Raw genomic sequence first — 22,407 nt, 5'->3', positions numbered from 1 at the left:
GGAGCCGAAGTTGAAACGCTTCCCCGGACTCGCCGCCCTGCTCGCGGCCGCGACGATAGCCCTCCTCCCCACCACCGCGACCGCCGACGTCGCCTACCCCGACCCCCTCCCCCTGACCGGCCAGCAGATCATCCACGACCCCACCGTCCACCGACTCGAAGACGGCCAGTACGTCGCCTACTCCACCGGCGGCATCATCGGCGCCCGCCTCTCCACGGACCTCCACGACTGGACCGACGCGGGCAACGCGTTCACCGCACCGCCGAGCTGGTGGTACGACTACAACTCCACCGCCGACCCCTGGGCCCCCGACCTCTCCTACCGCGACGGCCGCTACTGGCTCTACTACGCGGTCTCCTCCTGGGGCACCAACCACTCCGCGATCGGCGTGGCCACCTCCCCGACCGGCCTCCCCGGCACCTGGACCGACCACGGCAAGGCGTTCTCGTCGGAGACGACCGACTCCTGGAACGCCATCGACCCGGCGATCGTCCGAGCCGACGGCAGACTGTGGATGGCGTTCGGCTCGTACTGGACGGGCATCCGCATGGTGGAGCTGAACCCGCACACCGGGAAGGCAGTCCCCGGCGCCCCGGTCGCCCACCTGGCCACCCGCCCGGACGCCCCCTACGCCGTCGAAGGCGCCTCGATCCTCCACCACGGCCGCTACTACTACCTCTTCGCCTCGTACGACGCCTGTTGCGCGGGCGTGAACTCGACGTACAAGATCAGAGTGGGCCGCTCGACGACGGTGACGGGCCCGTACGTGGACAGCACAGGGACACCGATGCTGGACGGAGGCGGCGACCTGCTGCTGTCTTCCCACGGCCGCTACGTGGGCCCAGGCGGCGAGTCGACGTTCCGCACCCACGGCAAGACCTGGCTGGCCTACCACTACTACGACGCCGACGACAACGGCACGCCAAAGCTGGGGCTGAACCCCCTGAGCTGGACAAAAGACGGCTGGCCCAGCTTGCGTTAGGGGCGCGGGGCTGTGTCCATTTGCGGCTCCGCCGCGTGGGCGCGACCAGCCACAACGCACCCGCACCCGCCCACGAACACAAGGCACCCACCCCGAAAGGCGAACTTTGCGCACCGCCCGCTTCACCCTCGACCCCGCCTTCACCACCGGCGAAGTCAACCCCCGCCTCTTCGGCTCCTTCGTCGAGCACCTAGGCCGCTGCGTCTACACCGGCATCTTCGAGCCGACGCACCCCACGGCCGACGCCGCAGGCCTCCGCACGGACGTCCTCGACCTCGTCCGCGAACTCGGCGTCACCACCATCCGCTACCCCGGCGGCAACTTCGTCTCCGGCTACAAGTGGGAGGACTCGGTCGGCCCGGTCGAGGACCGCCCCCGCCGCCTCGACCTCGCCTGGCGGTCGACGGAGACCAACCGCTTCGGACTCGCCGAGTACATCGCCTTCCTGAAGAAGGTCGGCCCGCAGGCCGAGCCCATGATGGCGATCAACCTCGGCACGCGGGGCGTGGCGGAGGCCCTGGAACTCCAGGAGTACACCAACCACCCCTCCGGCACCGCCCTCTCCGACCTCCGGGCCGCGCACGGCGACAAGGACCCCTTCGGCATCAAGGTCTGGTGCCTGGGCAACGAGATGGACGGCCCCTGGCAGACCGGCCACAAGACGGCCGAGGAGTACGGCCGCATCGCCGCCGAGACCGCCCGCGCCATGCGACAGATGGACCCGTCCGTGGAGCTGGTCGCCTGCGGTTCCTCCAGCCAGTCCATGCCGACCTTCGCCGAGTGGGAGGCGACGGTCCTCGCGGAGACGTACGACCTGGTCGACTACATCTCCCTGCACGCCTACTACGAGCCCCAGGACGGCGATCTCGACTCCTTCCTGGCCTCCGCCGTCGACATGGAGTCCTTCATCGAGAACGTGGTCGCCACCTGTGACCACGTGGGCGCCAGACTGAAGTCCCAGAAGAAGATCAACCTCTCCTTCGACGAGTGGAACGTCTGGTACACGTCGAGGTGGCACGAGATCGAGAACTCCGCCGCGCGGGACTGGGCCGAGGCCCCCCGCCTCCTGGAGGACAACTACAGCGTCCTGGACGCGGTGGTCTTCGGCTCCCTCCTCATAGCCCTGCTCCGCCACGCCGACCGCGTCACGGTGGCCTGCCTGGCCCAGCTGGTCAACGTCATCGCCCCGATCATGACGGAGCCCGGCGGCCCGGCCTGGCGCCAGACGACGTTCTTCCCCTTCGCCCAGGCGTCCCGGTACGGCAGGGGCCAGGTCCTGGACGTACGGGTGGACTCACCGACGTACGACACGAAGAAGTACGGCGAGACCAGCCTGCTGCACGCGACGGCGGTCCGGGCCGAGGACGGCACGGTCACGGTCTTCGCCGTGAACCGCAGCCAGACGGAGCCGCTGCCCCTGGAAGTGGCCCTGAGCGGCCTGGACCTGACCCAGGTCACGGAGCACAGCGTCCTGTCGGACGACGACCCGGACGCCCGCAACACCCTGGAGGAACCGGAGCGGGTGACCCCTCATCCGGCCGAGGGCACATCGCTGAACGACGGCACGCTCAGTGCGGTCCTCGAACCCCTTTCCTGGAATGTGATCCGACTGACGTAGGGGTCGACGCGCCCCGTCAGGGGCGCGGGGCTGTATCGATGTGCGGCTCCGCCGCGTGGGCGCGAGCAACCACGTACAACCCGCAGTCAACGGCCGGGGGAGACCACCGAAGTCACCGGAACTCCCCCCGCCGCACTCCCCAGCAACTCAAGCCGCACAACCCCCGGCCCGACCTCGCTCGTTCCGTCCGCAAGCACAGCCAGCGCCAGCGTGTTGGAACCCCGGGTCCGCAAGATCCCGTTCGGCAGCACGAACGTATGCTGCGGCCCCACATCGTTCACGTACTGCCCCAGATTCCACCCGTTCAGAAAGATCTGCACCCGATAGGCCCGCCCCGGGTCGTCCTCCAGCACCAGCCCCACCGACGCGTCCACCCCGCCCGGCACGGACATCCGGAACCCGGTCCGGTACCAGGTGACCCCCATCCCCTTGTCGGAGCGGGGCAGCGAGACCGTCTCCCAGCCGCCGTCCGCGAACCCGGGCAGATGCCACCCCTCCCGCTCCCCGTACAGCCCCCCGTTGTTCTGCGGCCCGCGCACCGGATCCGGAGCAGCGGCCCCCTGGATCCGCCAGCTCACCTTCGGCGAGACCCCCTTGAAGGAGACGGCGGTCAGCCCGCGCGCCACCTTGTGGGTGTCCAGCGACCCGCCGTCCATGTCGTGCTGCATCCGCCGCACCAGCACGGACAGCACATGCCCCTGCTTCTTCCGCTGCTTCTTCTTCAGCCCGGCGGCGGAGAACTCGGCCGTGGCCGCCCAACTGCCCTTCCGTACCGTCTTCGCATCGGGCACCGGCATCCGGTGCGAGCCCAGCGGCACCCCGTCCAGCCAGGCCATCAGCATGCCCTGGGTACCCGTGCTGTAGGCGAGGGAGAGCGACTCCAGGTCCGACAGGTCGCCGTCCACCCGCCCCCGGTACCAGACGTCCCCGTAGTGGAAGCCGTAGTCGTCGGCGAAGAGCACCGGCTGACCCGCCGGGACGGCCGTCGTGCTGAACGACGTCTTCTTGTCGGCGACCGTCCACGCGGAGTCGTCGAAGCCGGCCGCCGCCTCGGGGTTCTCGGTCCTCCGGCGCCAGTCGGCGAGGACCGGCAGCGCCGGCCGCGGCGCCCCCGGCATGTCCGCCAGGGCGACCAGGCTCTCCGAGACGCTCACCCGCGTCTGCACCGGCCGCCCGTTCCAGGTGACCGAGGCGATTCCGCGGGGCCCCCAGACCTCCAGGCCGGTCGCGCCGACGGTGTCCCCGGTGAGCTCGACGGCCGACCCGCTGAGCTTCGCGTGGCGCAGCAGCGCCGGGCCGTAGACGAGGAGCGTGCCGGAGGGGGTGTCGTAAGGGAACAGCCGCAGGGACGTCGCGTCGTCGGCGAAGAGCAGGAGCAGCGGGGTGTCGGACTCGCCGCGCTGGACCAGGACCCGGGTCAGGCCGCCCTGCCCGAGCGGTGCGGTGACGTGCAGGACGCCCTGGTCGTAGACCCAGGCCGCCTCGGCGTCGAGACGCTGGACGAAGGGCTCGCTCGGGCAGTCAAGGACCAGGTGCGCCATCTCGCCGTAGCGGCCGGTGAACAGGGCGACGTCCTGGCGGCCGGCGGTGAGCACGAACATCGGCTGGGCGGTGCAGTAGCGCAGCTTCCGCCTGCCGAGGGAGAGGTTGGTGGTGACGAGCCGGGCGTCGTGGGCGGAGACGGTCAGCTCGACGTCGTCGCCGGCGGCCGTCCGGAGGGTGGCGGTGACCTCGTCGGCGCCGTCGTTGCGCAGGACGTAGACGTGGGCCTGGGTGTCGGGGTTGGTGAGGTGGTACGTCTCCAGCCCGGTCACGTGGACGTCGGCCGCGCGGTCCAGTTTCGCGAAGTCGGGGACGCGCTGCAGGAGATGGCCGAGCTGGTGCATCGGCGCGATCTTCGGTGTGACGTTGCGGGCCTCGTCGATGGCCGCGCCGTAGTCGTACGACGTGTAGACGACCGGCGCCGGCAGCCAGCCCCAGGTGGTGCCGCCGTAGGTCATGTAGACGTTGTGCAGGGTGAGGCCGTTGGCGAGGTTGGTGAGGTAGAAGCGGCGTTCGTAGGCCGCGTCCCGGGTGCGCCGGGACTCGGCGTACCCCTTGCCGCCGAACTCGACCCCGCCCCACGGGTCGAACCAGCCGCCCCCGAACTCCGGCACGAACCCGGGTGTGCGCGGGCTCGCGGTCGCGCCGCCCTTGAGGCCGCCGATCCCGAAGTCGCCCCAGTCCGGCGGGGTCTGGGAGGGCGAGGGGTAGCCGTCGAAGCCGTACAGCCACCTGCCTCTCTCGCCGCCGGTGTCGAAGGAGCCGGGGATCCAGTAGCCGTTGCGGCCCTTGTCGTTGTGGAACAGGGGGACGTCGATGCCGTCGGCCCGCACCTTCTTGTAGAGGTGGGACATGTAGGCGGGGCCGGTCGGGTCCGTGACGTGGCCGTCGTACTCGTTCTCGATCTGGTAGAGGAGGACGGTGCCGCCGCCGTCGGTGTGCTGGTGACGGCGGACGATGCGGTTGACGGCCGTCAGCCACTCGTCGACGTGGGAGAGGTAGGTCGGGTCGGTGGAGCGGGCGGCGCCCGCGGTGGCGGTGAGCCAGCCGGGGAAGCCGCCGGCGTCGACCTCGGCGTTGATGTAGGGGCCGGGGCGGACGATGACGTACAGGCCGGTCTCGGCGGCGGTGCGCAGGAACAGGTCCAGGTCGCGGACGCCGGTGAAGTCGTACGTGCCGGGAGCGGGGGAGTGGTAGTTCCACGCCACGTAGATGCTGACCGTGTTGTAGCCGTGCGCCCGCATCTTCTCCAGGACGTCCCGCCACAGGGACGGGCTCGGGAGGCGGAAGGGGTGCATCTCGCCGGACCAGACGACCAGCCGCCGGCCGTCGACGACGAGGGAGTGGTGGTCGTAGCCGATGGTGTGCCGCAGGCCGTCGGCGCTCGGCGCGGCCGGTGGGGGGCCGGTCGGCACACTGCGGGCCGCGAACGCCGAGGGCGCCCCGGGGCCGCCGCTGCCGCCCAGGGCGAAACCGAGCGCGGCCGAGCCGGCGAGGGCACTGAAGGTACGTCTGCTGAGCGCCAAGGGATCCTCCCGGGCGATCTTACGGGGCGCGGGTGCGGCCATTGTCCACGGGAGGACGCCCCACAATGGACGCATGAGGATCTCGGCACGAGCGGATTACGCGGTACGGGCGGTACTGGAGCTCGCCGTACGGCAGGGGGAGGGCCCTGTGAAGGCGGAGGAGATCGCCGGTGCCCAGGACATCCCGCACAAGTTCCTGGAGGGCATTCTGGGTGACCTCCGGCGCGCCGGGATCGTCGACAGCCGGCGTGGCGGGGGCGGCGGCTACCGGCTGGCGCGGGAAGCGACCGCGATCACCGTGGCGGACCTGATCCGCGCGGTGGACGGCCCGATCGTCTCGGTACGCGGCGAACGCCCCACGGGTCTTGCCTACACCGGCACCGCCCAGCCGCTGCTGCCCCTGTGGATCGCGCTGCGCGCCAACGTCCGCAAGATCCTCGAAGGCGTCACCGTGGCCGACATCGCGGCGGACGCCCTGCCGGAGCCGGTACGGGCGCTGGCGGCGGAGCCGGCAGCCTGGGAGAACCCGTAGGCGTCCGAGTCCGCGGGCATCGCGCCCACGGGCCGTCGCACCCGTAGGCCGGGGCCCACCGCCCGGCGTACTCCGTCAGGCCACTCGGTCAGGCGTTCTCCGTCAGGCTGCTCCCGCGCGGCGTTCTCCGTCAGGCCGCTCCGCGCGGCGTTCTCCGTCAGGCGTCGACGCACAGCAGCAGGCCGTTCTGGAGGCCGACGTACAGTCGGCCGTCGGTGATCGCCGGGGTGGCGAAGACCGGGCTGCCGGTGCGCGCCTGCCAGCGCACCTCCCCCGAGACCGCGTCCAGCGCCCACAGCCTGCTGTCGTTCGTGCCGATGTAGAGCGTGCCGTCCACGACCGCCGGGGCCCAGCGCACACTGACGCCGACCTTGCGCTGCCAGCGTTGCTGCCCGGTCGCGGCGTCCACCGCCCACAGCAGGCCGTCCACGGTGCTGAAGTAGACCGTGCCGTCAGCCACCGCGGGCGTGGCCTTCACCCAGGTGCCGCCGGGGATCTTCCAGCGCACCTGCCCCGAGACGGCGTCCACCGCCCACAGGTGCCGGTCGGCGCTGCCGACGTAGAGGACGCCGTCGGCCACGACCGGTGACGACCACAGCCCGCTGGCCGTCTGCAGCCGCCACCGTGTCGTGCCGGTGGCGGTGTCCAGGGCCCACAGGACGCCGTCGTTGGAGCCGACGTAGACCGAGTCGCCCGCCACGGCCGGCGCCGAGCGGACGGCACCGGTGCCGGCCTGCCACCGGGCCGCGCCCGACCCGGCGTCCACCGCGCGGAAGACGCCGTCGTTGGAGCCGAAGAGGATCATGCCGTCGGTCGGCACCGGGGTGGTGCGCACCATGCCGTCGGTGCGCACCCGCCACCGCACCTGGCCCGATCCGGCGTCCACCGCCCACAGGCTCTTGTCCCAACTGCCGATGTACACCGTGCCGTCGACGACCACCGGCGACGCGGCCACCACCCCCTCGGTGCGCAGCCGCCAGCGTTCCGTACCGGTCACGGCGTCCACCGCCCACAGGTGTCCGTCCCAACTGCCCACGTACACCGTGCCGTCGACGACCGCCGGGGACGACTCCTTCAGCGCCCCGCCGGTGCCCAGCTGCCACCGCAGCGTGCCGCGCCCGCCGTTGTCCGTCGCGCTGTCGAGCACGTACGGCTTCACCGTCACCGGGCGGTAGGCGAGCCAGCCCAGGACCTCAATGGCGTTGAAGATCCCCAAGGGTACGAGCAGCAGCACCCACCACGGACTCAACTGCCCTGCGAGAACCTCGATCAGTGCGCCGGCGCAGCCCACTCCCGAGGCGCCTGCGATGAGCAGTTCCAGGGCGTTCTTGGCGCGAAGGCCTCTGAGTAGCATGGCTCGAATGTATGGTTTCGCGATCTCCATATCACCCAAGATCGCGAAAAAACATCGGAGTTGCTCGGGCCGTGGTGCGCGGCCCCCGGTGGCGCTGTGAAAACCGGTGCTGTGAATGGCCTGAGTTCGCCCTGACCGGTTCGCACGGGGGTTCCTACGATGCGAGCGCCCCGGTCTTCACAGGAAACACACAGGTTCTTCAATGGTGAACCACAGGGTGTTCCGGACGGCCGTGGGTGTCACCCCCCACTCGATCACCGAACCGGAGAAACCATGAGACATGGACTCCTGCTCGGCGGAGCGCTCGCCGCGCTGCTCACCGCCGGGCTGCCCGCTCAGGCCCAGGCCTCGTCGTCGCCCGTCTTCGACGACCCGCCGCCGGACAAGATCGTCATCAACGTCGCCACGGTGAACGGCTCCGGGTGCCCGCAAGGGACCACCGCCGTCGCCGTGTCCGAGGACAACGAGGCCTTCACCGTCACCTACAGCGCCTACCTCGCCCAGGCGGGCGGCAACTCCGACCCGACCGTCTTCCGCCGCAACTGCCAGCTCAACCTGGTCGTCCACGTTCCGCAGGGCTTCACGTACGCCATCGCCAGCGCCGACTACCGGGGCTTCGCGTCCCTCCAGCCGGGCGCCACCGGCACCCAGCGCGCGTCGTACTACTTCCAGGGCTCGTCGAACACGGCCGCCGCGAGCCATCCCTTCAGCGGACCGTACGACGACAACTGGCAGGCCACCGACACCACCGACTGGGCCCAGCTGGTCTGGGCGCCCTGCGGAGTCCAGCGCAACTTCAACATCAACACCGAGCTGCGGGTGACCGCGGGGACCGCCAACCCGGGCAAGGTCAGCTTCATGACCATGGACTCCACCGACGGCGACATCAGCACCATCTACCACCTGGCCTGGAAGGAGTGCCCCGGCAAGTAGCCCCACCGGCCCGGCTTCAGCTCGCCCCGGTGCGACGCGTCCCGGTGACGGGACCTCGCGCCGGGGCGAGACGCCCGCTCAGGCGCTGCCCGCTCAGGCTCTGCTCGCCGCCGTGGCACGGAAGGTGTTCCGGTACGCCTGCGGGGAGACGCCGATCGCCGCGTGCAGGTGCTGTCGCAGTGAGGTGCCCGTGGCGAAGCCGACCTCGGCCGCGATGCGGTCGACCGGCAGCTCGCTGGTCTCCAGGAGGTCGCGGGCCCGCCGTACCCGCTGCTGGATCAGCCAGCGCCCCGGGCTGGTCCCGGTCTCCTCCTGGAACCGGCGGGCGAAGGTGCGCCGGCTCATCCGGGCGTGCGCCGCCAGCTCCTCAAGGGCGAGCGGACGGTCCAGGTGCTCCAGGGCCCAGGCCCGGGTGGTGGCCGTACCGGTGGCACCTTCCTCCGGTACCGGCTGCTCGATGTACTGCGCCTGGCCGCCGTCCCGCCACGGCGGTACGACGCACTGCCGGGCCACGCTGTTGGCGACCGCGCTGCCGTGGTCGGAGCGCACGATGTGCAGGCACACGTCGACACCGGAGGCCGCGCCCGCCGAGGTCAGCACGTCACCGTCGTCGATGAACAGCACGTCCGGGTCCAGGGCGACGTGCGGGAACATCCGCCGGAACCGCGGCGCCAGGGCCCAGTGCGTGGTCGCCGGCCGCCCGTCCAGCATCCCGGCCGCCGCGAGCGCGAACGCCCCCGTGCAGATGGAGACGATCCGGGTCCCGGGCCGGATCCGCGCCAGCGCGCCGGCGACCGGCTCGGGCAGCTCATCGGTGATCCGCGTCATGTCGTACGGCGGCACGACCACGGTGTCCGCACTCTCCAGCGCCTCGGGCCCGTGCCCGACGGTGACCGTGAAGTCGGCGCTGGTCGCCACCGTGCGGCTGTCGGTCGTCGCACAGGTCACCACGTCATAGGCGCCGGGCACGCAGGGGAAGACCCGGTTCGGGATGCCCAGCTCGAAGGGGTAGACCCCGTCGAGAGCGAGGACGACGACCCGGTGAGGGCGGGCGGGCAGGAAGTCGATGACGTCGGACATGGCACGATTCTATCGCTTGCCGTACATCACGCCATGTCGGCCCGGCTCGTTAGCATGCGACGCATGGCCATCAGACTTGAGAACGTCGGCATCGCCGTTCGCGACCTCGAAGCGGCGATCTCCTTCTTCACCGACCTCGGCCTCACGGTCGTCGGCCGAGACACGGTCAGCGGCGAGTGGACCGACACCGCCGTCGGCCTTGACGGCAATCACGCCAAGATCGCGATGCTCCAGACGCCGGACGGTCACGGCCGTCTTGAGCTCTTCGAGTACATCCACCCCGAGGCGATCGAGACGGAGCCCACTCGTCCCAACGAGATCGGCATGCATCGCGTCGCCTTCTCGGTCGACGACATCGACAAGGCCCTTGAGACGGCCGCGAAGCACGGATGCCGTCCGCTGCGCGGTGTGGCGACCTACGAGGACATCTACAAGCTCACGTACGTCCGCGGTCCCAGCGGCATCCTCGTGATGCTCGCCGAGGAGCTGAAGAAGAACTGACGACTGCCTTCGGGCACCCGAGGGCTTCGACCCCGCGGCGCATGACCAGGCCGTATCGGGTTGCCGGGTCCGAAGGAGTACGGCACTCCGTCTTCCGTCCTAGTCCCGCCGCCGGATGTGACCGGGTGCTTCACGTCATAGCCTCGCCGCATGGCATCAGTTGACTCTCGCCCCGGCGGGCCCCGAAGCCCGGAACAGCGCAAGCAAGAGGCCCTGGAACGGCTCGCGCGGGACAACGACGTATGGGTCGCCACCGCCGACAGCGCCGGCGAGCCGTGCCTCGTTCCGCTGGCCTTCTGGTGGGACGGCGAGAGCGTGTGGCTGTCCACCCGCGACACCAACCCGACCGGGCGCAACCTCTGTGCGTCGGGCCGGGTCCGGCTCTCCTTCGGCCCTACCCGCGACGTGGTCCTGATGCACGGCACCGCGCGCATGCTGACCCGCGAGGAGCTTCCGGAAGAGGTGGGCGACGCCTTCGCCGCCAAGGACGGCTGGGACCCTCGCGAGGACCACCCGTCGTATGTCTTCTTCCAGGTCACCCCGCAGGTGCTGCAGGCATGGGGAACCGTGCCCGAGTTGGCCGGACGGACCCTGATGCGCGACGGGAAGTGGGTGGTTTAGGGCTTGCCGAGGCGGAGCCGGGTGTCGCAGCCGATGTCCTGGTTGTACGTGGTGGAGCCCTGCCGGTACGCGTAGTGGCAGGTGGTCAGGTCACCGTGTACGGCGCCGGTCACCTTGACCCGGGCCTCGTAGTACAGGTGCGACAGGGTGTGCGCCGGGATCCGGAACGAGCTGCCCTTGTGGGCGAGGGCATGGTCGTCCGTGACGCCTACGAGTGTCACCCCCATGGGGTGAGGTCCGGTGCCGTCGCTGGCAACCCGGTAACCCGAGATCCGCAGCCCGGCCGGCACATGCGCGATCTTCCCGCTGAGGACGGTGAGCGGCTTCCCCGACGTGTTCTCCATCTGCGGCATGGTCACCCAGTACTCCTTGCCGACCTGGGTGTGCTCGTACCCGACGAGATTGCCGTGCTTCGCGTCGCCCTCCAGGGCCGTACCCCCGCCGTCGGAGCACGAGGTGAGGGCGGCGGCGCTCAGCGCCAGGAACACGGCGAAAAGGCGTCTGGACATGGCTGGATCCCCCCGGTGGGTGCGCAGTACCGGGATCCAATCACGCCGTTCCGCTATGTGGAGGTTGGGTGGGGGAGGGGTGTGGGTTCTTTGCGCCCCCTTGGCCGCTTCGCCATCCGGGCGATGTGTGAGTGAGATCGGACCGGTATGCGACGGTCGTCACCGCCCGGTGTGCGTGAGGAAACCGGCCCAGGCGGCGGGGGAGAGGGCGAGTTGGGGGCCCTGGCGGTTCTTGGAGTCGCGGATGTGGATGGCGGTGGGGCAGGTGGCGACCTCTACGCAGTCGCCGTCGCCGCTGCTGCTGTAGCTCGACTTGTGCCAGGAGAGGGCGACTTCGATGCAGTCGTCGCCGGAAGCGCTGCTGTAGCTGCTCTTGAACCAAGCCGGGTTGGTGGTGCTCATAAGTCCCCTCGCATCCGCTGCAACAGGCTCCGGGAGTCTTCCAGCGTAAGAGCCTGTGAGCGCATCCTGGCATAGCGCCGTTGGAGAATGCTGACCTCTTTTGGGTCGGGGACCAGTAGGCCGCCTCGCTGTCCCTCACAGTAGGCGAACCACTTGTTCTCGGGGGATTCCAAGAGCTGGATGGGGCCTGCGAGTCCCGCATGTGACTCCTGGACCGTCGGCATGACCTGAATTTCCACGTTGCGCAGCTCTGCGATCTCCAGCAAGTGATCGATAAGCTCGTGTGTGACGTCAACGCCCCCCGTGCGACGCCGAATCAGGTGCTCTTCCAGGATGAAGCCGAACGCCGTGTTCGGCATGTTCCGCAGCAACTCCTGACGTTCAGCTCGTGCTGCCCATCGAGCCTCGATCTGCTCGTCGTCCAGCGGCGGCAGCTGACCCGTGAACAGTGTTCGTGCGTACGCCTCCGTTTGCAGCAGGCCCGGGACCATCCTGCACTCGTAGGTATAGAGCGTGATGGCCACCTGCTCCAGTTGCGCCCACCGCCGAAACCAGGCCGCCAACCCCGGCTGCCGAGCCACATGACCCGCCGCCCGCCGTAAGGCCCCCGTGTTGCCCAGGGCTTCCTCCGCCGCCTCCACGAAGGACTCGTCCGGCATGCGGCGGCCCAGCTCCACCGACGCCACCGTGTGTTTCGAGAACCGCACCCGCTCGCCGAACTCCTCCCTGCTCAGCCCCGCGTGCTCGCGCAACGCCTGGACCACCGCGCCGAAGGTCCGCAGACTGTCCGACGACTCCGGCTCCACCCCATCGCCCACGTAGGCCACCTCCCGCCCCTCATGGTGACGGCGAGTGACCAGTATGGTCCAGTCGGTGACCGTGTACGCGGGTGCGGCGTACGCGGCTCTCACCTGGAGAACCAGCCTTTCCGGGCGGCAGATTGGGGGCATGGACGCACCCCCCACCACCGTCACCGTCAGTCGAACACTCGCCCTGCGGCTGAGTTGCACCCCGCGTGGTGCCCGGCTCGCACGGCATCTCGCCGTGGCGCAACTCCACGCGTGGGGTGGCCGGTTCGCGGCGGCGGAGGTGATCGACAAGGTTTCGGTGATCGTCGCGGAGCTGGCCGCCAACGCCGTGACGCACGGCCGGGTGCCAGGGCGGGACTTCGAGCTGAGGCTCTCGCTGGTGACGGGGAGCGTGCGGGTCGAGGTCACCGACACCCGGGCCGAACGGCGGCCGCCCGGCCCCAGGGACGTACGGCCGCCGGGGCCGCTGGACGCCGGAGGGCGCGGGCTCGTGCTCGTGGACGCGCTGGCCGATCGGTGGGAGGTGCTGGAGCGGGGCTGCGACGGCGCACCGGGCAAGACCGTACGGGCCGAGGTGGACCTGCCGCTTCGTCGCAGCCCCTGAGCGGGGCCCCGGGGTGCGTGCCCCGGGGCCCGGGGGCGTCAGGTCGAGACGCCCAGGGTGAGGGTGCCGGTGTAGCCGGCGGACGTGGAGCCGGTGACGGTCATGAGGCCCGAGGAGGCGCCTCCGTCGTCGTAGATCCCGTCCTGGGCGAGCGTGGTGCGGGTGACCGTGTTGGTCGAGTAGGGCGAGACCTTGGCGACCGCCGTGGTGATGGTCTCGTCGATGAAGAGCTGGCCCGTGTGCAGGGTGGAACCGCCGGTGAAGGAGCCGTCGGAGGTCAGGGTGACGCCCGTGTGGACCTTCACGTGGATGTGGACGCACCGGCCCCGGTACCAACCCGGATAGATCGTGGTGATGTTGGCGACGCCGCTGGAGTTGGTGAGGACACCGCCGCGCAGGAAGGTGCCGTCGTCGGACTCGTTGTGGCCGTTGTTGCCGACGTACCCGGAGTACTCGCCGAGCGCGTCGCAGTGCCAGACCTCCACCAGCGCGTTGGGGATCACCGTGCAGGCGGAGTTGACGACGGTGAGGGCGAGGTTGAGGGTGACGCCTGACTTGCCCTCGGTGATGTTGGAGCGGACCAGCGCCCCGTCGAGGTAGTAGGGGCCTTCGGTCATCTCCTCCGTGAGCGTGCAGACCGCTGCCGCGGCGGCCGGCTGGAGGTCGGGGGCGGCGGCTGCCGCAGGGGCCTCGGTCGAGATCGCTGCGCCCACGGCCAGGGCGGCGGCGGTCGTCCCGGTGGCGACGAGTACGGTACGGCGGCCGACGGAGCGGGCGCCATCTGAGGTGTCTGTCATGGACACGGCACCGTAGGGACGGCGCCTGTCGGCAAGCTGTCAGTTTCGCAAAGTGGGAACTCGTCAAGTCATGTGTTGAGCCAGGTGGGTCGCCGTGTGATGCGTGCGAGAACCGTTGACGGCAAACCGATTCGATTCTACGGTCCGTCCGAATTGACGATCGTCATTCGACATCTCGAACAACATCACAAGGAGGCCCAGCGTGCCCCGCACCCGCACCGCGCTCCTCGCCCTCCCCGCCGCGATCCTGCTCGCTCTGGTCCCGACGAGCGCGTCGGCCTACCCCAACCCGGGGACGGTCACCGGTGACGTCGTCGTCCACGACCCGACGATGATCCGCACCTCCGCCGGCCGCTACCTGCTCTACTCCACCGGCGGCGGCCTGGCCTACAAGACCTCCACCGACCGCGTCGCCTTCACGGCGGGCTCCGACGCGTTCACCACGAAGCCGGGCTGGTGGTCGGCGTACGCCACGGAGGCGTGGGCGCCGGACATCTCCTACCACGGCGGCAAGTACCTGATGTACTACGCCGTCTCCACCTTCGGCTCCAACACGTCGGCCATCGGATTGGCCAGTTCCACCACCGGCCTGCCCGGCTCCTGGACGGACTACGGCATCGTCTACACGTCGAACTCCGCCAGCGACTACAACGCCATCGACCCCAACCTCTTCGTCGACGACGACGGCACGTGGTGGCTGTCGTTCGGCAGCTGGTGGACGGGCATCAAGATGATCCGCATCGACCCGTCGACCGGGAAGCAGTACATGGGCAACACCACCCGCTACTCCCTCGCCGCGCGCCCCACCGGCAGCAAGGCGGTCGAGGCGCCGTACATCGTCGAACGCGACGGCTACTACTACCTCTTCGCCTCCTACGACCTGTGCTGCCAGGGCACCAGCTCGACGTACAAGGTCAAGGTGGGGCGGGCCACGTCGGTCACCGGGCCCTACTACGACAAGAGCGGGGTGGCGATGACGAACAACGGCGGCACGGCGGTCCTGGAGTCGCACGGGAGCGTCATCGGACCCGGCGGCGAGTCCGTCATGAACGACGTCGACGGCGACCTGATCGTCTACCACTACTACGACGGCAACGACGGCGGGACCCCGAAGCTGGGCGTCAACCTGCTGGACTGGAGCTCGGGCTGGCCGGTGGCGTACTGAGACGTCACCTGGACGTCGCCCGGACGAAGCGTCCCCGGCAGCCCGCGTTTCCCCGGGGGCACAGTCCGCGTTGATAGCGTCCCCGTACTCCGTACGCCGTCCCCCTTGCCGCCCGACCGAGAGAGACCTGATGTCCCCGACGATCCGCAGGGCCGTGATCCCCGCCGCCGGACTGGGCTCCCGCCTGCTGCCCCTGACCAAGGCCACGCCGAAGGAGATGCTCCCGGTCGGTGACAAACCGGTGATCGAGCACACGGTGCGTGAGCTGGTGGACTCCGGGATCACCGACATCACCATCGTCGTCTCGGGCGGCAAGAGCCTGATCCAGGACCACTTCCGGCCCAACCCGGCACTCGTCGAGCAACTGCGCGGCGACGGGAAGACCGCCTACGCGGACGCCGTCGAGGAGGTCGCCGAGCTGGCCCGCAAGGGGCACATCACCTACCTCGACCAGTACGGCCCGTACGGCAACGGCACGCCCGTGCTGAACGCCGCCCGCTCCTTCGGCGACGAGCCCGTCCTCGTGCTCTGGCCCGACGACGTGTTCGTCGCCGAGGTGCCGCGGGCCCAGCAGCTGATCCGCGCCTACGAGCAGACCGGCTGCCCGGTGCTGGCCCTGCTGCCCATGGACCCCGCCGACTCCCAGCGCTACGGCGTGCCCATAGTCAAGGAGGACCTCGGCGACGGCCAGCTGCGCATCACCGGCCTCGTCGAGAAGCCCGCGCCGGCCGACGCGCCGTCGCCGTACGCGGCCATCGGCGGCTACGTCGTCACCCCCGGCATCATCGACGAGCTGCGCGAGCAGACCCGCCGCTGGTACGAGCACCGGACCGGCGAGGTGTACCTGACCGACGCCATCAACGCCTACGCCACCAGCCGGGCCGTGTACGGGCAGGTCATCCAGGGCCGTTGGTACGACACCGGCAACCCGGCCGACTACCTCGTCGCCCAGATGGCCTTCGCCCTCGCCCACCCCGAGTACGGGCCGGTGCTGCGCGGCCTGGTCAGCAAGCTCGACGAGGGGTAGGGCGCCGCACGGCGTACGGTATGATCGTTACCGAGCTGGTCGCCGTGACCGACGGTGGCTGGTGCTGCGTTGGTGGTCCAAGGAAAGACGCCCCGCTTCCTGCGGGGAAATGCAGGTGCAAGGCCTGCCCGGCGCTCGATCCGGTGCCCGTTCGCGTTCGACGCGGACGGGCACCGCGCCGTTTCCCCCACTTCCCGGCAGCTTCCGTCGCCTTCGGCAACCCCTTGGCCCGGCCCTCCACCGCGGGCCTGTCGGCCCGCGGGAAGACCCCCAGCAGGAGCTCGTACGGGACCTCGTCGCCGGGGCCCAGGAAGTGACCGAGGACGCCACCAGCCACGGTGGCGTGTGACTCCGCCCGGCCTCAGCGCCGCCAAAGGGGCGCGGGGAACTGCGCGACCAGCCATGGCATGGCCGCGCCCGGCGACGCGCCGCACCGTCTACGGCGACTAGCCGGCCTGTCCCATGCCCGCCGCGTTCGGCCAGCTCTGGGCGTTCGGCCAGCCGGTGGCCGGCGCCGGAGCCAGGTCCGGGACCGGGGGTGCGGGCGCCGTCATCCCGCGTACCTGGGCGGCCGTGAGACCACCCCGCGCCGGGACCCCGGGTGGCGTGGGGCCGGCCGGGGCGGGAGCCGGTGCCGGGACGGGTGTCGGCATCTGCATGGGCATCGGCGCCGGTGCCGGCGCGGGTGCCATCTGGGCCGCTGGTGCCACCGGTGCCATCTGGGCCACCGGTGCCATCTGGGCCGCCGGTGCCATCTGGGCCGCCGGTGCCATCTGGGGCACCGGTGCCATCATCGGCTGCTGCATCTGCTGAGGCTGCGGCATCTGCATGGCTGCCGCCGGCATCGGCATCCCGACGCCGCCCTGCTGCGCGGCGACGGGGAGCGGCATGCCGACGCCGGCGGCGGGAGCGGCGGCGAGCCCCGGAACGGGTCCCGCGCCGACGGCCTGGGCGAGCTGCAGGCCCGCCCCGTTGGTCTCGCTCACCAGCCGGTCCACCGCCGCCGTACCCGAGCTGTAGCTGGTCCCGGTGCTCAGCTCGGGCACGGCGGCTCCCCTCCTGGTCCCGTAGAGCACCTGTTCCATGGCGGACACCAGGCGACGCACGTCCACTTCGGGGCGCACCACGAGACGCAGGAAGCGGCTGGAAGACCCGATCTTGTTGCCGCACTCGCGGACCAGGATCCGGTGCTCGGTGAGCATCCGGTCCCGCACCACGGTGCCCTCGGCGCCGACGGGAAGGCGCACGAAGAGGAAGTTGCCCTGCGAGGGATAGACCGTCAGACCGGGCAGGGTGGCGAGCTGGCTGGCCATCTCCAGGCGGTCCTTGCGCACCTGGCGCAGGCTCTGCGCGTACTCGGCGCCGTGCTCCTTGAGCATGAAGACGACGTACTCGGCGAACGCGTTGAGGTTCCACTTCGGGAGCATCGAGCGGACCTTGCCGGCCAGCGAGGGGTTGGCGACCATGTAGCCGAAGCGGATGCCGTGCAGGCCGAAGTTCTTGCCGAGGCTGCGCAGCACGATGACGTTCGGCCGCAGCATGGCCTCCTGGACGACGCTGGGCTCGGCCTCGGCGTCCGCGAACTCCAGGAACGACTCGTCGATGACGACCAGGTCCAGGTCGGCCATGGCGTCCATGAACTGCACCAGCGCCTGCTTGTGCAGGAAGCCGCCGTCGGGGTTGTTGGGGTTGCAGATGACGGCGACCCTGGTGCCTCGCTTGCGGATGAACTCGGCGTACTGCGAGAGGTCCAGGGCGAAGCCGTTGGACTCCTGGAGCGGGAACATGTCGACGCGCTTGCCGGTCTCCATCGGCTGGTCGGTCCAGCGGCCGAAGGTGGGGACGGGGATGGCGAGGGACTCGCGGACCAGCAGGTGGTCGATCCAGGTGATCAGCTCGGTGGACCCGTTGCCCATGGCCACGGCCTGCGGCGGGAGCTGGAGGAGCTGGCACAGCTCGGCGGTGATGGTGTCGGCGCTGCTCGGGTAGAAGGTGATGATGTCCTTCAGCCGGGCGGCCATCGTTTCCATCATGGCCGGGGTGGGGAAGTAGGGGTTGCAGGGAATGCAGAAGTCGACCGGACCGGTTCCGTCGCCACCCTCACGGGTCAGCGCCGCCATCGACGGGCTGTGAGCACCGCTGCGGAACAACGAGGTGACGCTGCCGGCCATTGAACCTCCGTATGAGGCGGGCCCGATGGGGACGTTCGGGCCCGTCGTCCTGGGCGGCTCGCGCGGGGGAGCACGGGCCGCCCTTGAGTACGGAGGGGGGTGTGGCGCTGTTCAACCGGTGTGAAAAAAGTGTGAGTTCACGTTTCTTCCCCGGCGTGGGCGCGACCAGCCCCTTACCGGCCGCGCCCACGCGCCTCAGGCGTCGAACGTGTGGACCGTCCGAGTCCTGTAGACCTGCCCCGGCCGCAGCACGGTCGACGGGAAGCCGGCGTGGTTCGGCGAGTCCGGGAAGTGCTGTGTCTCCAGGCACAGCGCGTCACCCTGCCGATAGGTCCGCCCGCCCGTCCCCGTCAGCGTCCCGTCGAGGAAGTTGCCGGAGTAGAACTGCAGACCCGGCTGATCGGTGGCGATCTTCAGGGTGCGGCCGGAGCGCGGGTCGCGCAGCATGGCGACGTGCTCGGGCTTCGCGGTGACGCCCTTGTCCAGGGCCCAGTTGTGGTCGAAGCCCTTGGCCTGCACCTGCTGGACGTGCCCGGCCCGGATGTCCCGCCCGATCGTCTTCGTCTCCCGGAAGTCGAACGGGGTGCCGTGGACGGTGGCCAGCTCACCGGTGGGGATCAGGCCGGAGTCCGTCGGCGTGTACCGGCCCGCCGCGATGGTCAGCTCGTGGTCCTCGACGGTCCCGCTGCCCTCGCCGGCGAGGTTCCAGTAGACGTGGCTGGTGAGGTTGACGACCGTGGCCTTGTCGGTCGTGGCCTGGTAGTCGATGATCCACTCGCCGCGTCGGGTGAGGGTGTACGTCACCTTCACCTTGAGCGTGCCCGGGTAGCCCATCTCGCCGTCGACGCTGGTGTAGTGCAGGACGAGACCGACGTCCGAGCCCTTCACGAACGGCTCGACGTCCCACACGTGCTTGTCGAAGCCCTGGGTGCCGCCGTGCAGGCTGTTCGCACCGTCGTTGACGGAGAGCTGGTAGCTCTTGCCGTCCAGGGTGAACTGGCCCTTGCCGATGCGGTTGCCGTAGCGGCCGATGAGGGCGCCGAAGTACGGGGTCTTGGCGACGTAGTCGTCGATGTTGTCGAAGCCCAGCGAGACGTTGGCGTAGTGGCCGCGCCGGTCCGGGATCTCCAGACTCTGGACGACACCGCCCCAGTTGAGGACCTTCAGCCGGGTGCCGCCGTTCTCCAGCGACCAGCGGTAGATCTTCGTGCCGTCGGCGAGCTTCCCGAACGACTCCTTCACCGGCTTCCTGCCTCCCGAGGCGGCCTCGGCACCCGCGGCAGCGGCTGATGTCGCTGTCGTGCCGAGGGTGGTGGCGGCGATGCCCGCCGCCGCGGCTCCTGCGATGACCGTGCGTCTGTTCAGTTCCATGTGCGGCTCCCACAAAGGTGGGGCCCCGCCTTCCGGCGGGGCCCGAGCTGACTTACGAACCGGACTTGCGCTTGTTCCACACGTCGAAGCCCACCGCCGCGAGGAGGGCGAGGCCCTTGATGACCTGTTGCCAGTCGGTGCCGACGCTGAGGAGGTTCATGCCGTTGTTCAGCACGCCGAGGACGAGACCGCCGATGATGGCACCGAGGATGGTGCCGACACCGCCGCTCATGGAGGCGCCGCCGATGAACGAGGAGGCGATCGCCTCCAGTTCGAAGCCGTCGCCCGCCTTGGGCGAGGCCGCGTTCAGCCGGGCCGCGACCACCAGACCGGCCAGGGCCGCGAGCACGCCCATGTTCAGGAAGACGTAGAAGGAGACCTTCTTGTCCTTGACGCCGGACAGCTTCGCCGCCGGCAGGTTGCCGCCGATCGCGTAGATGTGCCGGCCGAAGACCGCGTTGCGCATCACGTAGCCGTAGCCGACGACCAGCGCGCCCAGGACGATCAGGATGATCGGGGCGCCCTTGTAGCTGGCGAGCAGCATGGTCATGACGAGGATGGCGGCGACCAGCGCGGTCAGCTTCAGCAGGAACAGCCGGGTGGGCGGCACGTCCAGGGCGAACTCCTGCTGGCGGCGCCGGTCGCGGAACTCCTGCCAGACCACCGCGGCGATCAGCACGATGCCCAGCAGCAGCGTGATGTTGTGGTAGTTGGTGTTCGGGCCCACCGCGGGGAGGAAGCCGTTGCCCAGGTTCTGCAGGCCGTTGGGGAACGGGCCGATGGTCTGCCCCTGGAGCAGGATCTCGGTGAGACCGCGGAAGAGCAGCATCCCGGCGAGGGTGACGATGAACGACGGTATGCCCAGGTAGGCGATCAGGAACCCTTGCATCGAGCCGGCCACGGCGCCCATCACCAGGCACAGGATCAACGCGACCGGCCAGGGCACCCCGTGATTGACCGTCAGCACGGCCGCGAAGGCGCCCACGAACGCGGTCAGCGAGCCGACCGACAGGTCGATGTGCCCGGCGATGATCACCATCATCATGCCGATGGCGAGGATCAGGATGTAGCTGTTCTGCAGCACCAGGTTGGAGACGTTGCGCGGCAGCAGCAGATCCCCGTCGGTCCACACGGCGAACAGGGCGACGATCAGACCGAGCGCGATCAGCATGCCGTACTGGCGCATGTTGCGGCGCAGCCCGGCGAGGACCAGCTGGAGCAGGTTCCCGTCGGCGGCCGATCCGCTCTTGCCCGGCGGCGCGGGCGCCGGGCTCTTGGCGGTGACATCCGTGCTCATCGCGATACCTCTTTGTCCTTCGTCATATGGCGCATCAGCACTTCCTGCGTGGCCTCGGCGCGCGGCACCTCACCGGTCAGGCGGCCCGCGGCCATGGTGTAGATGCGGTCGCACATGCCGAGCAGTTCGGGCAGCTCGGAGGAGATGAAGACGACCGCCTTGCCCTGGGCGGCGAGCTGGTCGATGACCGTGTAGATCTCGTACTTGGCGCCCACGTCGATCCCGCGGGTCGGTTCGTCGAGAATCAGCACGTCAGGACCCGCGAAGATCCACTTGCTGAGGACGACCTTCTGCTGGTTGCCGCCCGACAGCTTGCCCACCGGCTCGAAGACCGTCGGCGCCTTGATGTTCATGGACTTGCGGTAGCCCTCGGAGACCTGCCGCTCCTCGTGCTCGTCCACGATCCCGCGCCTGGCCACCTTCTTCAGCGCGGTCAGCGAGATGTTGCGGTTGATGGTGTCGATGAGGTTGAGACCGTAGTGCTTGCGGTCCTCGGTGACGTACGCGATGCCGTGCCCGACCGCCTCGGCGACCGACTTGGTACGGATCTCCGTGCCGTCCTTGAGGACCGTGCCGCCGTCGTAACGGCCGTAGGTGCGCCCGAAGACGTTCATCGCGAGTTCGGTGCGGCCCGCGCCCATCAGGCCCGCGATACCGACGATCTCGCCGCGCCGGACGTGGATCGACACGTCGTCGACGACCTTGCGCTCGTGGTCGATCGGGTGCCGCACGGTCCAGTCGCGGATCTCCAGGGCCGGCGCCGCGTCCTCCTCGCCCTCGTACGCGGTGCGCTCGGGGAAGCGGTGGTCCAGGTCGCGGCCCACCATGCCCGAGATGATCCGCTCCTCGGTCGTCTCCTCCGACTTCACGTCGAGGGTCTCGATGGAGTGGCCGTCCCGGATGATCGTCACCGAGTCGGCGACCCGGCGGATCTCGTTGAGCTTGTGCGAGATGATGATCGAGGTGATGCCCTGGTTCTTCAACTCCAGGATCAGGTCCAGGAGTTTGCCGCTGTCCTCGTCGTTCAGGGCCGCGGTCGGCTCGTCGAGGATGAGCAGCTTCACCTTCTTCGACAGCGCCTTCGCGATCTCCACCAGCTGCTGCTTGCCCACGCCGATGTCGGTGACGCGGGTCTCCGGGTGGTCGTCGAGACCGACCCGGCGCAGCAGCTCGGTGGCGTGCCGCAGGGTCTCCCGCCAGTCGATGAACCCGCCCTTGGCGTGTTCGTTGCCGAGGAAGATGTTCTCCGCCAGCGAGAGGTACGGGGACAGCGCCAGCTCCTGGTGGATGATGACGATGCCGCGCTGCTCGCTCGCCCGGATGTCACCGAACTTGCAGAGCTCCCCCTCGAAGAGGATGTCTCCCTCGTAACTGCCGTGCGGGTGGACGCCGGAGAGGACCTTCATGAGGGTCGACTTGCCGGCGCCGTTCTCCCCGCAGATGGCGTGGACCTCGCCCTGGCGGACGGTCAGAGTGACGTCCGACAGCGCCTTGACACCGGGAAAGGTCTTGACGATCGAGCGCATTTCCAGGACGGGTCCCGCCATGGTCGTGCCTTCCAATCAG

20 protein-coding genes are annotated in these 22,407 nt (G+C 69.7%); 9 read left to right on the top strand and 11 right to left on the bottom strand.

Going from position 1 to position 22,407, the window contains the following annotated elements; genetic code table 11:
* The first annotated feature begins 10 nt into the window (after positions 1-10).
* Positions 11-982 (top strand): arabinan endo-1,5-alpha-L-arabinosidase, encoded by a 972-nt coding sequence (locus tag OHB00_RS16540; RefSeq protein WP_406435631.1) that lies wholly within the window; start codon positions 11-13, stop codon positions 980-982.
* A 106-nt stretch (positions 983-1,088) separates the two neighbouring features.
* Positions 1,089-2,600, top strand: coding sequence for an alpha-N-arabinofuranosidase (locus tag OHB00_RS16535; RefSeq protein ID WP_406435629.1), 1,512 nt, complete (start codon positions 1,089-1,091; stop codon positions 2,598-2,600).
* An 86-nt stretch (positions 2,601-2,686) separates the two neighbouring features.
* On the opposite strand, the gene OHB00_RS16530 is transcribed toward OHB00_RS16535, so the two are convergent.
* Positions 2,687-5,668: a beta-galactosidase gene (locus tag OHB00_RS16530; RefSeq protein ID WP_406435627.1), complete on the bottom strand. Its 2,982-nt coding sequence runs from the start codon at positions 5,666-5,668 to the stop codon at positions 2,687-2,689.
* A gap of 73 nt (positions 5,669-5,741) precedes the next feature.
* Here OHB00_RS16530 and OHB00_RS16525 point away from each other — a divergent pair, with 73 nt between their 5' ends.
* Positions 5,742-6,200, top strand: coding sequence for an RrF2 family transcriptional regulator (locus OHB00_RS16525; protein WP_406435625.1), 459 nt, complete (start codon positions 5,742-5,744; stop codon positions 6,198-6,200).
* Between the two features lie 157 nt (positions 6,201-6,357).
* Here the strand turns inward: OHB00_RS16525 and OHB00_RS16520 are convergent, their stop codons facing one another.
* Positions 6,358-7,554, bottom strand: coding sequence for a PQQ-binding-like beta-propeller repeat protein (locus OHB00_RS16520; RefSeq protein ID WP_406435623.1), 1,197 nt, complete (start codon positions 7,552-7,554; stop codon positions 6,358-6,360).
* Positions 7,555-7,827: 273 nt separating this feature from the next.
* Here OHB00_RS16520 and OHB00_RS16515 point away from each other — a divergent pair, with 273 nt between their 5' ends.
* Entirely contained in the window at positions 7,828-8,487 is a 660-nt protein-coding gene (locus tag OHB00_RS16515) for a DUF4360 domain-containing protein (protein ID WP_406435621.1), read from the top strand.
* Between the two features lie 93 nt (positions 8,488-8,580).
* On the opposite strand, the gene OHB00_RS16510 is transcribed toward OHB00_RS16515, so the two are convergent.
* A complete protein-coding gene (locus OHB00_RS16510; RefSeq protein WP_406435619.1) occupies positions 8,581-9,567 on the bottom strand; it encodes a GlxA family transcriptional regulator in 987 nt (328 codons plus the stop codon).
* Between the two features lie 63 nt (positions 9,568-9,630).
* Between OHB00_RS16510 and OHB00_RS16505 the strand changes: the two genes are divergently transcribed.
* Both OHB00_RS16505 and OHB00_RS16500 read left to right on the top strand, forming a co-directional pair.
* On the top strand, positions 9,631-10,068 hold the full coding sequence (locus OHB00_RS16505; RefSeq protein WP_406435617.1) for a VOC family protein: 438 nt from the start codon (positions 9,631-9,633) through the stop codon (positions 10,066-10,068).
* 150 nt (positions 10,069-10,218) lie between these two features.
* Positions 10,219-10,689, top strand: coding sequence for a pyridoxamine 5'-phosphate oxidase family protein (locus tag OHB00_RS16500; protein ID WP_406435615.1), 471 nt, complete (start codon positions 10,219-10,221; stop codon positions 10,687-10,689).
* Here OHB00_RS16500 and OHB00_RS16495 read toward each other — a convergent pair.
* The 3 genes from OHB00_RS16495 to OHB00_RS16485 all read right to left on the bottom strand — a co-directional run bounded on the left by OHB00_RS16495 (position 10,686) and on the right by OHB00_RS16485 (position 12,427).
* On the bottom strand, positions 10,686-11,198 hold the full coding sequence (locus tag OHB00_RS16495) for a hypothetical protein (protein WP_406435614.1): 513 nt from the start codon (positions 11,196-11,198) through the stop codon (positions 10,686-10,688). The genes OHB00_RS16500 and OHB00_RS16495 overlap by 4 nt on opposite strands.
* A 159-nt stretch (positions 11,199-11,357) precedes the next feature.
* Complete coding sequence (locus tag OHB00_RS16490; RefSeq protein WP_406435612.1) at positions 11,358-11,600, bottom strand: DUF397 domain-containing protein; 243 nt, start codon at positions 11,598-11,600, stop codon at positions 11,358-11,360.
* Entirely contained in the window at positions 11,597-12,427 is an 831-nt protein-coding gene (locus OHB00_RS16485; protein ID WP_406435610.1) for a Scr1 family TA system antitoxin-like transcriptional regulator, read from the bottom strand. The genes OHB00_RS16490 and OHB00_RS16485 overlap by 4 nt, the downstream gene beginning before the upstream one ends.
* A 121-nt stretch (positions 12,428-12,548) precedes the next feature.
* Here OHB00_RS16485 and OHB00_RS16480 point away from each other — a divergent pair, with 121 nt between their 5' ends.
* A complete protein-coding gene (locus OHB00_RS16480) occupies positions 12,549-13,013 on the top strand; it encodes an ATP-binding protein (protein ID WP_406435608.1) in 465 nt (154 codons plus the stop codon).
* Positions 13,014-13,051: 38 nt separating this feature from the next.
* Here OHB00_RS16480 and OHB00_RS16475 read toward each other — a convergent pair whose 3' ends face one another.
* Positions 13,052-13,810, bottom strand: coding sequence for an intradiol ring-cleavage dioxygenase (locus OHB00_RS16475; protein WP_406435606.1), 759 nt, complete (start codon positions 13,808-13,810; stop codon positions 13,052-13,054).
* A 202-nt stretch (positions 13,811-14,012) separates the two neighbouring features.
* Here OHB00_RS16475 and OHB00_RS16470 point away from each other — a divergent pair, with 202 nt between their 5' ends.
* Positions 14,013-14,975: an arabinan endo-1,5-alpha-L-arabinosidase gene (locus OHB00_RS16470; protein ID WP_406435604.1), complete on the top strand. Its 963-nt coding sequence runs from the start codon at positions 14,013-14,015 to the stop codon at positions 14,973-14,975.
* A 130-nt stretch (positions 14,976-15,105) separates the two neighbouring features.
* Entirely contained in the window at positions 15,106-16,002 is an 897-nt protein-coding gene (locus tag OHB00_RS16465; RefSeq protein ID WP_406435602.1) for a UTP--glucose-1-phosphate uridylyltransferase, read from the top strand.
* A gap of 446 nt (positions 16,003-16,448) precedes the next feature.
* On the opposite strand, the gene OHB00_RS16460 is transcribed toward OHB00_RS16465, so the two are convergent.
* The 4 genes from OHB00_RS16460 to mmsA all read right to left on the bottom strand — a co-directional run bounded on the left by OHB00_RS16460 (position 16,449) and on the right by mmsA (position 22,388).
* A complete protein-coding gene (locus tag OHB00_RS16460; protein WP_406435600.1) occupies positions 16,449-18,173 on the bottom strand; it encodes a pyridoxal phosphate-dependent aminotransferase in 1,725 nt (574 codons plus the stop codon).
* 195 nt (positions 18,174-18,368) lie between these two features.
* A complete protein-coding gene (locus tag OHB00_RS16455) occupies positions 18,369-19,544 on the bottom strand; it encodes an aldose epimerase family protein (RefSeq protein WP_406435598.1) in 1,176 nt (391 codons plus the stop codon).
* Between the two features lie 52 nt (positions 19,545-19,596).
* Positions 19,597-20,841, bottom strand: coding sequence for a multiple monosaccharide ABC transporter permease (gene mmsB / locus OHB00_RS16450; protein WP_406435596.1), 1,245 nt, complete (start codon positions 20,839-20,841; stop codon positions 19,597-19,599).
* Positions 20,838-22,388 (bottom strand): multiple monosaccharide ABC transporter ATP-binding protein, encoded by a 1,551-nt coding sequence (mmsA, locus tag OHB00_RS16445; protein ID WP_406435594.1) that lies wholly within the window; start codon positions 22,386-22,388, stop codon positions 20,838-20,840. The genes mmsB and mmsA overlap by 4 nt, the downstream gene beginning before the upstream one ends.
* Positions 22,389-22,407: the final 19 nt, after the last annotated feature.

This window comes from Streptomyces sp. NBC_00631 (assembly GCF_045206895.1).
Classification (GTDB): domain Bacteria; phylum Actinomycetota; class Actinomycetes; order Streptomycetales; family Streptomycetaceae; genus Streptomyces.
Note: the sequence above shows the minus strand (reverse complement) of the source record. Positions and strands in the feature narration are given on the sequence as shown.